The organism is Microbacterium sp. MYb72 (assembly GCF_002979415.1).
Taxonomy (GTDB): Bacteria; Actinomycetota; Actinomycetes; order Actinomycetales; family Microbacteriaceae; genus Microbacterium; species Microbacterium natoriense.
In genome coordinates, this window is the sequence record NZ_PCOT01000013.1 from 1 (window position 1) to 13,413 (window position 13,413).

Here is a 13,413-nt window from a genome sequence, read left to right on the forward strand (position 1 = left end):
CGGATCAGCACGACCGGGGCCGGGGGAGGAGGCGAGCTTACTCGCCGTCCTCCGACTTCTTGCGAGGCTTCTTCACCGGTTCGGTGGCGATCACCGTGCTCGGCGTGTTCGGAGTCTCGTCGATGTGGGTCTCGTCGGCCGGGGCGAGCGGGGCATCCGGGAATCCGGCACGCTCATGAGCGCCCTGGATCTCGGCGGCCTCGGTCTCATCGGTGTGAGCCGTGACGTGGTGCTGGTGAGCATCGGCCTCGTCGATCTGAGCCTGCGTGAGCGGAGCCAGACGGTCCTCGAAGAACCAACGCGACATGGAGGAGCGCAGGTTCTGCGTCCACGGGATGCGGCCCTTGTCGTTCGGTCGCACGACGAGGGGCTCGTAGCCGTCGATGTCGATGAGCTTCCACCGGTCGTACGTGTCGACCGGCTGGTGCACCTCGATGAACTCGCCGCCGGGGAGGCGGACGATGCGTCCGGATTCGTAGCCGTGCAGGACGATCTCACGATCCTTCTTCTGCAGGGCGATCGCGATGCGCTTGGCGACGAAGTAGCCGAGCACCGGGCCCACGAAGAGCAGCGCCTGCAGGGTGTGGATGACACCCTCCATGGTGAGCATGAAGTGGGTCGCGATGAGGTCGGAGGACGCCGCAGCCCACAGGACCGCGTAGAAGATGACACCGGCCACGCCGATACCCGTGCGGGTCGCCGCGTTGCGGGGGCGCTGAGCGATGTGGTGCTCGCGCTTGTCGCCCGTGACCCAGGCCTCGATGAACGGGTAGATCGCCACGAGCACGATGAACAGTCCGAGGACGATCACCGGAAGCAGGATGCCGAACGACCAGGTGCGGTCGAGGAACACGACGTCGAGGTTCGACGGCGCCAGACGCAGCGCACCATCCGCGAAGCCGATGTACCAGTCAGGCTGGGTTCCGGCCGACACGGGGGACGGGTCGTACGGGCCGTAGTTCCAGATCGGGTTGATCTGGAAGAAGGTCGCGATCAGCACGATGGTGCCGAACACGATGAACAGGTAGCCGCCCATCTTCGACATGTACACCGGCATCATCGGGTAGCCGACGACGTTCTCGTTCGTGCGGCCGGGGCCGGCGAACTGGGTGTGCTTGTTGACGATCATCAGCATCAGGTGCACGACGATCAGACCGATCACCAGGAGCGGCAGCAGCAGGATGTGCAGCGTGTACAGGCGGCCGACGATCGCGGTCCCCGGGAACTCCCCGCCGAAGAGCAGGAAGGAGATCCAAGTGCCCACGAGCGGGAAGCCCTTGATCATGCCGTCGATGATGCGGAGGCCGTTGCCCGAGAGCAGGTCGTCGGGAAGCGAGTAGCCGGTGAAGCCCTCTGCCATCGCGAGGACGAACAGCACGAAGCCGATCACCCAGTTGAGCTCGCGAGGCTTGCGGAACGCGCCGGTGAAGAACACGCGAAGCATGTGCACGCCGATGCCCGCTACGAACACGAGGGCCGCCCAGTGGTGGATCTGGCGGACCAGCAGGCCACCGCGCAGGTCGAAGGAGATGTGCAGCGACGACTCGAGGGCCGCCGACATCTCGATGCCGCGCATCGGCGCATAGGCGCCCGTGTAGTGCGTGGGCACCATGGAGGCCTCGAAGAAGAACGTCAGGAAGGTTCCGGAGAGGAACACCGCGACGAAGCTCCACAGGGCGATCTCGCCGAGCATGAACGACCAGTGGTCGGGGAAGATCTTACGTCCGAGCTCCTTGACGAAGCCGGAGAGGCTGGTGCGCTCGTCGATGTAGTTCGACGCGGCACCGACGAAGCGGCCGCCGAGGGGCGCCTTGGTGTCCTTCTCGTCCTTGGACAGCGTTGCGGTGCTCAATGGCGCTCCCAGAAGCTCGGGCCGACGGGTTCGTGGAAGTCACTGCGTGCGACGAGGTAGCCCTCGTCGTCGACGGTGATGGGCAGCTGAGGCAGCGGACGTGCGGCCGGGCCGAAGATGACCTTGGCGTGATCCGTCACATCGAACTGCGACTGGTGGCAGGGGCAGAGCAGGTGGTGCGTCTGCTGCTCGTAGAGGGCGACGGGGCAGCCGACGTGGGTGCACACCTTCGAGTACGCGACGATGCCGTCGTAGGACCAGTCCTTGCGGTCATCGGCCTCGATCAGCTGCTCCGGGCGGAGGCGCATCATCAGGACGATGGCCTTGGCCTTCTCCTCGAGGTAGCCGTCGTGGTGGCTGAGCTCGGCCAGGTCCTCCGGGATGACGTGGAACGCCGAGCCGAGGGTGACGTCCGCCGCGCGGATCGGAGTGCCGTCGGGATCGCGCACGAGACGCATGCCCTTGTCCCACATGGTCTGCTTGAGCAGGGCCACGGGATCGCCCGCCTCGGGGTCGTCGGGCGTGGAGTGCGGTGCGAGACCGCGGAACAGCGTGACACCGGGGATGATCGACGCGACGATCGCTGCGAACAGCGAGTTGCGGATCATCGTGCGGCGGCCGAAGCCGGACTCCTCGTTGGCGTCGGCGAACGCCTTGACGGCGGCCTCGCGCGTCGAGTCCTTGCCCCGGGTGGGGTGGCGGTACTCGATGTGCTCCTTGTCGCTCATCAGCGCCTTCGACCAGTGGATCGCTCCGAGGCCGAGGGCGAGCAGCGCGAGAGCGATGCCCAGACCGATGAAGAGGTTGTTCTGGCGGATGTCGATCAGCGCGCCGCTCTCGATCGGGAACAGCATGTAGGCGGCGACCGCCCAGATGCTGCCCGCGAGGGAGAGGTAGAACAGGGTGTAGACCGTGCGCACTGCAGCCTTCTCGGCGCGCGGGTCCTTGTCGGTCATCCGCTCGCGGTGCGGCGGCAGCCCCGGGTTCTCCACGGGGTCGCTGACTGCGACGCCCAGCCCCGGAGAGGGCTGGTAGGCCCTGTCAAGAGCCTGCGAGTCGTCGTCGTGTGCCATGGTGCTCCTCGTACGTTCCTCTTCGATGATTAAGCGTCAGTTGGACTTCGCCGTGATCCACACGGTGATGGCGACGAGAGCGCCGATGCCGAAGATCCAGACGAACAGGCCCTCGGACACGGGGCCGAGAGACCCGAGCGTCGCGCCACCGACCTGCACGGACTGCTGCTGGAAGAGCAGCGCGGAGATGATGTCGCGCTTGTCCTCGTCCGAGAGGTTCATGTTGCCGAAGACCGGCATGTTCTGGGGTCCGGTGACCATGGCCGCGTACATGTGCAGCGCGCTGGTCTCGGTGAGCGCGGGGGCGTACTTGCCCTCGGTGAGCGCTCCACCGGCCGCGGCGACGTTGTGGCACATCGCGCAGTTGACACGGAACAGCTCGGCGCCGTGCGCGACGTCTCCCTTGCCGTCGAGGATGCGGTCCTCGGGGAAGGTGGGGCCGGGGGCCTCGGACTGGATGAAGGACGAGATCGCGAGGATCTGGTCCTCCGTGAACTGCGGCTTCTTCTGCGGGGCCTGCGGTCCCTGCATCTGCAGCGGCATGCGTCCGGTCGAGAGCTGGAACTCAGCGGCCAACTCGCCCACGCCGTACAGGCTCGGCCCGTTGGCGGTGCCCTGCATGTCGAGGCCGTGGCAGGTCGCGCAGTTGGCCTGGAACAGCTTCTCGCCGTCTTCGACGGTCAGCGTGGTGGACGCGGAAGCCTTGGTGTCGGTCGCAGCGAACGCCGCCGACGCTCCGGCGTACACGGCGCCGGTGATCATGAGGCCTGCTCCGATGAGGGCCGCGGCAGCCAGGGGACTGCGACGACCGTTCGAACGGCGCTTCTTCTCTCGTGCCATCTCGGGGATCAGCTCCGCTCTTATTTCAGGAAGTAGATAACGATGAACAGCACGATCCAGACGACGTCGACGAAGTGCCAGTAGTAGGACACCACGATCGAGGAGGTCGCCTCCTTGTGCCGGAAGTTCTTCACCGCGTACGCGCGGCCGATGACGAGGAGGAACGCGATCAGGCCACCGGTGACGTGCAGGGCGTGGAAGCCGGTCGTCAGGTAGAAGGCCGAGGCGTAGGAGTCGGCGCTGATGGGCATGCCCTCTGCGACGAGCTGCGCGTACTCCCAGACCTGGCCGGACACGAAGATCGCGCCGAGGGCGAAGGTGAGGAAGAACCACTCGACCATGCCCCAGCCGAACAGGCGGCGGCGGCCGGCCGCGTTCTTCTTGCCCTTGGCGAGGCGGTACGGCTGCAGGTCCTCCGCAGCGAACACACCCATCTGGCAGGTGAACGAGGAGAACACCAGGATGAGGGTGTTCACGAGTGCGTACGGGACGTTCAGCAGCTCGGTGCGCGCCGCCCACAGTTCGGGGGAGGTGCTGCGAAGGGTGAAGTAGATCGCGAAGAGTCCCGCGAAGAACATCACCTCACTGCCGAGCCACACAATGGTTCCGACAGCTACCGGGTTGGGCCGCTTGATCGTTCTCGCCGCCGGGGCATACGTCGCTGAGGTCGTCACCATTCCATTATGGCCGATCCGCGAGCGTGATTCTTGCACCGGGGACCGTCGTTTTGCCGTCCGCAGACTTAGGGGACCCTAAGAAAACACTGCGAATCCTCGGTGAATCCGCGGGAAACAGCGGATGCCGTCGGCATCCGCGATCGTCTCGAACCGCATGCACGTTTTCCCGACGCCGATAGGATCGCACACATGGCTGAATCCCTGACCTGGTCCGATGTGCTCACCACTCTTCTGGAGCGTCGCGATCTCAGCGTCTGGGAGTCGACCTGGGCGATGCGGCAGATCATGCGGGGCGACGTGACCCAGGCGCAGCTCGCCGGCTTCCTCGTCGCCCTCCGTGCGAAGGGCGAGACGATCGACGAGATCGTCGGCTTCCGTGATGCCATCCTCGAAGCAGCCGTGCCGCTGCCCGTGTCGCCGAACGTCCTCGACATCGTGGGGACCGGCGGCGACCGCGTCGGAACCGTGAACGTCTCCACGACCGCGGCGATCATCATCGGTGCGACCGGCATCCCGGTCGTGAAGCACGGGAACAGAGCCGCAAGCTCGGCCTCGGGCTCCTCGGACGTCCTGGGGGCACTGGGGCTGGAGCTGTCGCTCGACCCCGCCGCCGTTGCATCGATCCTCGATCGCACGGGCATCACGTTCGCGTGGGCCGGGGCGTTCCACCCCGGCTTCAAGCACGCGGGACCCGTGCGCGCCGAGCTCGGCGTGCCGACCGTGTTCAACATGCTCGGACCCCTCTGCAACCCTGCGCGTGCCGAAGCCAACGCGGTCGGAGTCGCCCAGATGGAGCGCGTCCCTCTCATCACCGGTGTGTTCCGCACGCGGGGCGCCACTGCGCTGGTCTTCCGCGGCGACGACGGGCTCGACGAGCTCACGACCACCGGACACAGCCGGATCTGGGAGGTCACCCGCGGCGACATCCACGAGCACGACCTCGACCCGCGCGATCTCGGCATCCCGATCGCCGAGCTCGCCGACCTCATCGGCGGATCCCCCGAACACAACGCGGACGTCCTGCGCCGCACGCTCTCGGGCGAGAAGGGCGCTGTGCGCGACATCGTCCTGCTCAACGCCGCAGCCGGCATCGTAGCCTTCGAACTGTCGCAGGACGCCGGACAGGTGCAGCGCCCGATCCTCGAGCGGCTCCGCGAGGGCTACGAGCGCGCGGAGGCCGCCATCGACGACGGGCGGGCCGCAGCCAAGCTCGACCAGTGGATCGGCGTGAGCCGGGAGCTGGCTTCGGCCTGAGGTCCGTCGTGGAACCGATCGCCGCGCTGCTCGAGATCGCCTCTCTGCTGGAGAGGGAGCGCGCGTCCCGCTACCGGGCGAAGGCGTTCCGTGTGGCGGCCGCGGCGCTGGAGGGCCTCCCCGATGACGTGAAGGGAGATCCCACCCGCCTTCGGGCGGTGAAGGGGATCGGCGAGTCCACCTTCGGCGTGATCAGAGAGGCGCAGTCCGGCGCGGTTCCGCGGTATCTCGTGGAGCTCAGGGGAGAGGTCGAACCGGAGATCGTCTCGACGCTCCGCCCCGCGCTTCGCGGCGACCTACACGCGCACACGGACTGGTCGGACGGGACCACGCCGATCGCGGTGATGGCGGAGGCCGCCCGCGCGCTGGGGCACGAGTACCAGGCGATCACCGATCACTCGCCTCGACTGCGCGTCGCCCGCGGGCTGACGGCCGAGCGTCTCCGGACGCAGATCCCTCTCGTGCGAGCGGAATCGCGAGAGGGCTTCACGCTCCTCGCGGGCATCGAGGTCGACATCCTCGAGGACGGCGCGCTGGACCAGGAGGACTCCCTGCTCGGCGAGCTCGACATCGTGGTCGCCTCGGTCCACTCGAAACTGCGGATGGAAGCGCGGCCGATGACCGCGAGGATGATCGCCGCCGTCTCGCACCCGCGGGTGAACGTGCTGGGCCACTGCACGGGGCGACTCGTGGAAGGCGAGCGCGGAACCAGACCGCCGTCCTCGTTCGACGCCGCGGCCGTCTTCGCCGCGTGCGCGGAGAACGGCGTCGCCGTCGAGATCAACTCGCGACCGGAACGACAGGATCCCCCGGACGAGCTGATCTCGATTGCGCTGGAGGCGGGGTGTCTGTTCTCGATCGACTCCGATGCGCACGCGCCCGGTCAGCTGTCGCTGCTCGACCACGGCGCCCTGCGTGCGGAGCGGGCAGGAGTCCCGGCGAGTCGGATCGTCACCACCTGGGGACTCGAGCGCCTGCTCGCCTGGGCCGACTGAGTCAGCGCGACATCGTCGCGACGGCGGCGACCGCGCGCGTCATCGACCCGCCGAGGTTCCACTTCTCCGCGACGGCGGACGCCGCATCCTCCTCCGCGGGGTCGAGCGGTCGCAGGGGATCCGTCGGCGGCTCGACGTCGAGGGATCTGGCCACCTCGACCACGGTGGGGGCGACGTCGAGGTAGGCGGACGCCGCGAGGATCTTGGCTCGGACGCCGGCGCTCATGCCTTCGCCCGCCTCAGCCGCCGCGCGGATGCCGTCGAGGTCGCCGTGCGCCTGCAGCAGCGTCGCCGCCGTCTTCTCGCCGACTCCGGCGACACCGGGGAGGCCGTCGGAGGCGTCGCCGCGCATCGTCGCGAAGTCGGCGTACTGCGAGGGGAGGACGCCATACTTCGCCACGACGACGGCATCGGTCACGATCTCGAGGTTGCTCATGCCGCGCGCCGTGTAGATGACGCGGACGTCCCTGCCGTCGTCGACGAGCTGGAACAGGTCGCGGTCACCGGTCACGATGTCGACCGGGATGGCGGACTTGGTGGCGAGGGTGCCGATCACGTCGTCGGCCTCGTGCGCGGCGACGCCCACGATCGGGATGCCGAGGAGTCCGAGGGTCTCGCGGATGAGCGGGATCTGCGCCTCGAGCGGGTCGGGGACCTCTTCGACGTCGGGGCCCGCGGCCACGACCTCGACGACGCGGTGCGTCTTGTAGCTCGGGATGAGGTCGACACGCCACTGCGGGCGCCAGTCGTCGTCCCAGCAGGCGACGATGTGCGTCGGCTCGTAGAGGGTGATCAATTTCGCGATGATGTCGAGCAGGCCGCGGGCGGCGTTGATGGGGGAGCCGTCGGGGGCGGTGACCTTGTCGGGCACTCCGTAGAACGCGCGGAAGTAGAGAGAGGCGGTGTCGAGCAGCATCAGACGATCGGTCACGGAGCACAGTCTTGCATGCGGTGCGGACAACGATGTGAGACGATCGCGGGCCGCTCGACACCGGATGGGTATGAAGACCTCCGCCCGTTCCCTGTCCGTCGTCGCCGCGCTCGTCCTCGCCGCATTCGTCTCGGGCTGCGCGTCGGCGCCCGGCGCTGCGCCCACGCATCAGCCGAGCACTCCGGACGGCCAGTCGTCGAAGATCAGCCCCGAGGACGCCCCGCGCGCGGCGTGGTTGGACGCCTCCTCCTTCGTGATCGCGACGCGGGGAGACGGATGCGCACCGGAGATCAGCGATCTCGTCACCGGGGAGCAGCGCATCGAGGTGACTCTCACCGCTCCTGCCGAGGGCGCGTGCGCCGACTCGGAGACGTCGTCGACGATCCACGGCACCTACCTCGGAGTGCCCGCCGGCCTCGACTCCTCGAAGCCGCTCACGATCGCGGTCACGCAGCACGGCGGCGAGGCTTCGCTGATCGAGCTCCCCGGGCTTCCCCAGGGGGAGATCGCGCCGGCTGACAGGACGCCGCCGCAGCTCCCCGCAGCCGCGTGGATCGGCGAGGGGGTGCTCGCGGTCCTCACCTGGGGCTCCTCGACCTGTGTTCCGGAGTCCGGTGCTGTCGAGGGGAGCGTGCTCACCCTCGACGAGCCGAAGGACGGCGTGTGCACGATGGACCTCGTGCCGCGGATCACCTTCGTGGACGCGCCGGACGTCGCTCCCGACGCCGCGCTCACGCTGGCCGGCTACACGGGGGAGGACGGCGAGCCGATCGTGCTCGCGCTCGTCCCTCGCGCAGAGAGGTAGCGGACCGGCATCCGTCCTCCGGGCATCCGAGATGTCTGATAGCCTGAAGTGTCACTCGTGGCGTGCCTATGCATGCCCTCGTGACAAGGCAATCAAAATCCAACCGCTGCGAAGCATGCTGTCGGACGTGCGCGTCCGTTGCCCCGCAGCCCGAGTCTCCATTCAACAAGGACAACCCACTACATGACTACCGCAACGACCGCCCCGGCCACCAAGCAGGTCGCCATCAACGACATCGGATCTGCTGAGGACTTCCTGGCCGCGGTCGAGAAGACCCTGAAGTTCTTCAACGACGGCGACATCATCGAAGGCACGATCGTCAAGATCGACCGCGATGAGGTTCTGCTCGACGTCGGGTACAAGACCGAGGGCGTCATCCCCTCGCGCGAGCTCTCCATCAAGCACGACGTCGACCCCAACGAGGTCGTCAAGGTCGGCGACGAGGTCGAGGCTCTCGTTCTCCAGAAGGAGGACAAGGAAGGCCGTCTGATCCTCTCCAAGAAGCGTGCGCAGTACGAGCGCGCCTGGGGAGACGTCGAGAAGATCAAGGAGAACGACGGCGTCGTCACCGGTACCGTCATCGAGGTCGTCAAGGGCGGCCTCATCGTCGACATCGGCCTCCGTGGCTTCCTCCCGGCTTCGCTCATCGAGCTGCGTCGCGTCCGCGACCTCACGCCCTACCTGGGTCAGGAGATCGAGGCGAAGATCCTCGAGCTCGACAAGAACCGCAACAACGTCGTCCTCAGCCGCCGCGCGCTGCTCGAGCAGACGCAGTCGGAGTCGCGCACCACGTTCCTGAACAACCTGCACAAGGGTCAGGTCCGCAAGGGCGTCGTGTCCTCGATCGTCAACTTCGGCGCGTTCGTCGACCTGGGCGGCGTGGACGGCCTCGTGCACGTCTCCGAGCTGTCCTGGAAGCACATCGAGCACGCCTCCGAGGTCGTCGAGGTCGGCCAGGAGGTCACCGTCGAGATCCTCGAGGTCGACCTCGACCGCGAGCGCGTCTCCCTGTCGCTGAAGGCGACGCAGGAGGACCCGTGGCAGGTCTTCGCCCGCACCCACGCGATCGGTCAGGTCACGCCGGGTAAGGTCACCAAGCTCGTCCCGTTCGGTGCGTTCGTGCGCGTCGCAGACGGCATCGAGGGCCTCGTCCACATCTCCGAGCTCTCCAGCAAGCACGTCGAGCTGGCCGAGCAGGTCGTCTCCGTCGGCGAAGAGGTCTTCGTCAAGGTCATCGACATCGACCTCGAGCGTCGCCGCATCTCGCTGTCGCTCAAGCAGGCCAACGAGTCGGTCGACCCCAACGGCACCGAGTTCGACCCGGCGCTGTACGGCATGCTCGCGGAGTACGACGAGAACGGCGAGTACAAGTACCCGGAGGGCTTCGACGCCGAGACCGGTGCGTGGAAGGAAGGCTTCGACGCTCAGCGCGAGGCATGGGAGCAGGAGTACGCAGCTGCTCAGTCCCGCTGGGAGGCTCACAAGGCTCAGGTCGCCAAGGCGGCCGAGGCCGAGGCGGAGGCCGGTGCCGACTTCGGCGGCCAGTCCTTCTCCAGCGAGTCCGCCGGCGCGGGCACGCTTGCTGACGACGAGGCTCTCGCGGCTCTGCGCGAGAAGCTCTCGGGCGGCAACGCGTAAGCATTTCGCTCAGGAACGGGCCGTCACCTTTCGAGGTGACGGCCCGTTCCGCGTATCGGGCCGACCGGCGCGCACGGGGATGCCGACGCTCGACAGGTGCGAGGATGGACGTCATGCCCCTCATCGCGCTCACCGGCGGAATCGCGTCCGGAAAGTCGACCATCGCCCGTCGTCTCGCCGAGAAGGGCGCGGTGGTCGTCGACGCCGATCAGATCGTGCGCGACGTGCAGGCGCCGGGCTCACCCGTGCTGCGGGGCATCGAGGAGGCCTTCGGCGAAGACGTCATCGGGGCGGACGGATCGCTTGACCGCCCCGCCCTCGGCGCGAAGGTGTTCGGAGACCCGGTGCTCCTCGCGAAGCTGAACGCGATCGTCCACCCCGCGGTGGGCGCCGAGTCCCGGCGCCGGTTCGAGGAAGCCCTCGCCGCGGATCCGGATGCCGTCGTGGTCTACGACGTGCCGCTTCTCGTGGAGGCACGGCCGGACGACCCCTGGGATCTGATCGTCGTCGCCCACGCGCCGGCATCCGTCCGCAGGCAGAGGCTCGTCGAGCTGCGCGGGATGGACGAGCGCGCGGCGCAGGAGCGGATCGATGCGCAGGCATCCGACGATCGGCGTCTCGCCATCGCCGACGTCGTGATCGACACCGCCGGCGACCTCGCGCACACCGAGGAGCAGACGGACGCGCTCTGGGAGCGGATCCGCGCGAAGTGACCTTCTCCGGCCACGTCCCCGGGACGCGCGAGTACCGGCGTCTCATCATCGGCCTGTTCTTCGCCGGGATCGCGACCTTCGCGCAGCTGTACTCCGCTCAGGCCGTCCTTCCGCTCATCTCCGTCGACCTCGAGGTGAGCCCCGCGACCGCGGCGATCACCGTGTCGGCCGCCACCCTCGGGCTCGCCGTCGCGGTGATCCCGTGGTCATCCGTGGCGGATCGCATCGGGCGGGTGCCGGCCATGGCGATCGGCGTCCTCACCGCCACCGCGCTCGGACTCCTGGCTCCCCTGAGCGACGGGATCGTGCTGCTCCTGACTCTGCGATTCGCGGAGGGTCTGGCGCTGGGCGCCGTCCCCGCTGTCGCCCTCGCCTATCTCAGCGAGGAGGTCGAGCCCCGTCATGCGGCGGCCGCGGCCGGGAGCTACATCGCCGGCACCACCGTCGGCGGCCTGCTCGGGCGCATCGTGTCGGGAACCGTCGGTGAGGTCGCGGGCTGGCGAGCCGGCGTCTGGGCGGTCGCCGCGGTGTGCGCCGGGGCTGCGGTGCTGTTCCTCTGGCTCACACCCCGCGCGCGCGGCTTCGTCCCGGGGAGGCTGCGCAGCGAGCGCGGTCCCGGCATCCTCGAGCGTCTCCGATCACCACTGCGCTCGTCGCGGCAGTGGGCTCTGTATGCGCAGGGCTTCCTGCTGATGGGCGCGTTCGTCGCGGTGTACAACTACCTCGGGTTCCATCTCTCGGCCGCTCCCTTCTCCCTGCCGGCGTGGCTCGTGACGCTCCTGTTCCTCGCCTATCTGGCCGGCACCGTCTCCTCGCCGTGGGCGGGTTCCTGGGCGGCCCGGATCGGCCGTTTCCCCGTGCTCGTGCTCTCGATCGCGGTCATGGCGGTCGGCGCTCTGCTGATGCTCGCGCCCTCCGCGGCGATCGTGCTCGCGGGCCTCCTCCTGTTCACGGCCGGCTTCTTCGGCGCGCACGCGATCGCCTCCGGATGGACCCCGGTCGCTGCGGGAGCGGAGAGCAGAGCACAGGCGTCGTCCCTGTACTACTTCGCCTACTACGCCGGATCGAGCCTGTTCGGCTGGGCGCTCGGGCTGGTGTTCGGAGCGGTCGCGTGGGGATGGTTCATCGTCGCCGTCGTGTCCATGTGCGCGCTGGCGGCGTCGGCCGCGGTCGCAGCGCTCAGGGCGACGCCGACGGGTCGGCCCTGACCGCGATCCTCTGCGAGCATGGAGACATGCAGACGCAGTATCTCGACGTCTACGACCGCCAGCTCCGCACAGGACCGGAGACCGCGCACGCGGAGCGGGTCGTGCAGCTCGGACCGCTGAGCCTCGCGACCTTCCACGGCGGGCGAGGCTTCATCACGTACGCGGACCTCGGGGGAGCGGATGCCGACGGCATCCGCGAGCTGGTGGAGGGAGGGCTCGCGCACTTCGCCGACAGGGCGGAGGTCGCGGAGGTGGAGTGGAAGACTCGAGGGCACGACACGGCTCCCGGTCTCCACGAGGCCCTGCTGGCAGCGGGATTCGTGCCGGAGGAGCCGGAGTCGATCATGATCGGCGAGGCCGCTCTGCTCGCCCAGGACGTCGTCATCCCCGGTGAGGTGACGATCCGCCGCGCGTTCTCGGAGGACGAGGTGCTCGCCGCCGGCGAGATGCAGGGGCGCGTCTTCGACGATGGGGACTGGCGTTCGCGCGCCGAGTCGCTGATCGAACGCATGCGGGTCGACGACACGGTGGAGCTGTGGATCGCGGTCGTCGACGGCGAGGTGGTCAGCGCGGGGCGGTTGGAGCCCGTCGTCGGAACCGAGTTCGCCGGTCTGTGGGGCGGCTCGACCCTCGAGGAGTGGCGGGGCCGCGGCATCTATCGCGCGCTCACCGCCGAGCGGGCCCGATCCGCTCTGGCCCGCGGCGTCCGCTACCTGCAGTCGGACTCGACGGAGTTCTCCCGCCCGATCCTGGAGAGATCGGGACTCGTGAAGGTCTCGACCACGACGCCCTACGTGTGGGCGCGCCCGGCGGACTGATCCGAGCGCTCCCGCCGGCGCCGTGCGCGGCGCCTCACCGCAGCCACGATGATCACGATCAGCCCGACGAGCAGCACCCCTGCGAGGACGGGGATCACGATCGCGGCGGCCGCGAGGGCGAAGGAGGCTCCGTCCTCCGCGGTGCTGAGGACGGGCGCGGCGAGTCCTCCGGTCGTGGCGTTCGCGGCGACGCGCGCCGTGGCCTTGACGACGTGGACGACGAGCGCGATCGCGATGCCGACGACGACGGGGACCCAGGTGTTCTCGGAGAAGAAGGATGCGGGGTCGTCGACGGCGATCGTCTGCGCGCTGGAGCCGGCGCCGAACGCGATGCCACCAGCCGCAGGCCGCAGGATGCTCTGGACGACGTCGTTGACCGAGTCGAGCGCGGGGATCTTGTCGGCCACGATCTCGAGCAGCAGGAGCGCTCCGATGATCCACAGTGCGAGATCGCCCGACAGCCACGACCAGGTGGCCGGGAGCTGCACCGCCGGCAGCACGCGGTCGGCGAGACCGAGCAGGAACAGCGGCATCCAGGCGTTGAGGCCGGCGGATGCCGCGAGGCTGGTGCCGATGACGAACTCGATCACCCCCTCAGACTAGGCGGAG

13 protein-coding genes are annotated in these 13,413 nt (G+C 68.5%); 7 read left to right on the plus strand and 6 right to left on the minus strand.

Annotated features, from left to right (window positions below; genetic code table 11):
- Window positions 1-37 precede the first annotated feature (37 nt).
- From CQ047_RS08940 to CQ047_RS08955, 4 genes are read right to left on the minus strand one after another with little or no spacing between them, the layout of a single operon-like run.
- A complete protein-coding gene (locus tag CQ047_RS08940) occupies window positions 38-1,852 on the minus strand; it encodes a cytochrome bc complex cytochrome b subunit (RefSeq protein ID WP_105674382.1) in 1,815 nt (604 codons plus the stop codon).
- On the minus strand, window positions 1,849-2,925 hold the full coding sequence (locus tag CQ047_RS08945) for a ubiquinol-cytochrome c reductase iron-sulfur subunit (protein WP_105674384.1): 1,077 nt from the start codon (window positions 2,923-2,925) through the stop codon (window positions 1,849-1,851). The genes CQ047_RS08940 and CQ047_RS08945 overlap by 4 nt, the downstream gene beginning before the upstream one ends.
- 36 nt (window positions 2,926-2,961) lie before the next feature.
- Window positions 2,962-3,765, minus strand: a complete 804-nt coding sequence (locus CQ047_RS08950; protein WP_105674386.1) for a c-type cytochrome — start codon at window positions 3,763-3,765, stop codon at window positions 2,962-2,964.
- A 20-nt stretch (window positions 3,766-3,785) separates the two neighbouring features.
- Window positions 3,786-4,442: a heme-copper oxidase subunit III gene (locus tag CQ047_RS08955; RefSeq protein WP_105674388.1), complete on the minus strand. Its 657-nt coding sequence runs from the start codon at window positions 4,440-4,442 to the stop codon at window positions 3,786-3,788.
- A 189-nt stretch (window positions 4,443-4,631) separates the two neighbouring features.
- Between CQ047_RS08955 and trpD the strand changes: the two genes are divergently transcribed.
- Complete coding sequence (gene trpD, locus CQ047_RS08960) at window positions 4,632-5,696, plus strand: anthranilate phosphoribosyltransferase (protein ID WP_105674390.1); 1,065 nt, start codon at window positions 4,632-4,634, stop codon at window positions 5,694-5,696.
- 8 nt (window positions 5,697-5,704) lie between these two features.
- Complete coding sequence (locus tag CQ047_RS08965; RefSeq protein ID WP_105674540.1) at window positions 5,705-6,691, plus strand: PHP domain-containing protein; 987 nt, start codon at window positions 5,705-5,707, stop codon at window positions 6,689-6,691.
- 1 nt (window position 6,692) lies between these two features.
- On the opposite strand, the gene CQ047_RS08970 is transcribed toward CQ047_RS08965, so the two are convergent.
- Complete coding sequence (locus CQ047_RS08970; RefSeq protein ID WP_105674392.1) at window positions 6,693-7,622, minus strand: 5'-3' exonuclease; 930 nt, start codon at window positions 7,620-7,622, stop codon at window positions 6,693-6,695.
- A gap of 70 nt (window positions 7,623-7,692) precedes the next feature.
- Here CQ047_RS08970 and CQ047_RS08975 point away from each other — a divergent pair, with 70 nt between their 5' ends.
- The 5 genes from CQ047_RS08975 (at window position 7,693) to CQ047_RS08995 (ending at window position 12,804) form a co-directional block, all read left to right on the plus strand.
- Window positions 7,693-8,427: a hypothetical protein gene (locus tag CQ047_RS08975; RefSeq protein WP_105674394.1), complete on the plus strand. Its 735-nt coding sequence runs from the start codon at window positions 7,693-7,695 to the stop codon at window positions 8,425-8,427.
- Between the two features lie 183 nt (window positions 8,428-8,610).
- Window positions 8,611-10,065 carry a 30S ribosomal protein S1 gene (rpsA, locus tag CQ047_RS08980; RefSeq protein ID WP_105674396.1) on the plus strand — a complete coding sequence of 485 codons (1,455 nt, stop codon included), beginning with the start codon at window positions 8,611-8,613 and terminating at the stop codon, window positions 10,063-10,065.
- A gap of 113 nt (window positions 10,066-10,178) precedes the next feature.
- Window positions 10,179-10,778 carry a dephospho-CoA kinase gene (gene coaE / locus CQ047_RS08985; RefSeq protein WP_105674398.1) on the plus strand — a complete coding sequence of 200 codons (600 nt, stop codon included), beginning with the start codon at window positions 10,179-10,181 and terminating at the stop codon, window positions 10,776-10,778.
- Window positions 10,775-11,986 carry an MFS transporter gene (locus tag CQ047_RS08990; protein ID WP_105674400.1) on the plus strand — a complete coding sequence of 404 codons (1,212 nt, stop codon included), beginning with the start codon at window positions 10,775-10,777 and terminating at the stop codon, window positions 11,984-11,986. Before coaE ends, CQ047_RS08990 begins: the two co-directional genes overlap by 4 nt.
- Before the next feature lie 26 nt (window positions 11,987-12,012).
- Window positions 12,013-12,804 carry a GNAT family N-acetyltransferase gene (locus CQ047_RS08995; RefSeq protein WP_105674542.1) on the plus strand — a complete coding sequence of 264 codons (792 nt, stop codon included), beginning with the start codon at window positions 12,013-12,015 and terminating at the stop codon, window positions 12,802-12,804.
- Here CQ047_RS08995 and CQ047_RS09000 read toward each other — a convergent pair.
- Complete coding sequence (locus CQ047_RS09000; RefSeq protein WP_105674401.1) at window positions 12,777-13,394, minus strand: DUF4126 domain-containing protein; 618 nt, start codon at window positions 13,392-13,394, stop codon at window positions 12,777-12,779. The two genes, CQ047_RS08995 and CQ047_RS09000, sit on opposite strands and share 28 nt — an antisense overlap.
- Between the last annotated feature and the right edge of the window lie 19 nt (window positions 13,395-13,413).

Coding starts and splice junctions, on each gene's coding strand:
- CQ047_RS08945 (WP_105674384.1), bottom strand. CDS start 2,925: ATGGCACACGACGACGACTCGCAGGCTCTTGACAGGGCCTACCAGCCC.
- CQ047_RS08950 (WP_105674386.1), bottom strand. CDS start 3,765: ATGGCACGAGAGAAGAAGCGCCGTTCGAACGGTCGTCGCAGTCCCCTG.
- CQ047_RS08955 (WP_105674388.1), bottom strand. CDS start 4,442: ATGGTGACGACCTCAGCGACGTATGCCCCGGCGGCGAGAACGATCAAG.
- trpD (WP_105674390.1), top strand. CDS start 4,632: ATGGCTGAATCCCTGACCTGGTCCGATGTGCTCACCACTCTTCTGGAG.
- CQ047_RS08975 (WP_105674394.1), top strand. CDS start 7,693: ATGAAGACCTCCGCCCGTTCCCTGTCCGTCGTCGCCGCGCTCGTCCTC.
- rpsA (WP_105674396.1), top strand. CDS start 8,611: ATGACTACCGCAACGACCGCCCCGGCCACCAAGCAGGTCGCCATCAAC.
- coaE (WP_105674398.1), top strand. CDS start 10,179: ATGCCCCTCATCGCGCTCACCGGCGGAATCGCGTCCGGAAAGTCGACC.
- CQ047_RS08995 (WP_105674542.1), top strand. CDS start 12,013: ATGCAGACGCAGTATCTCGACGTCTACGACCGCCAGCTCCGCACAGGA.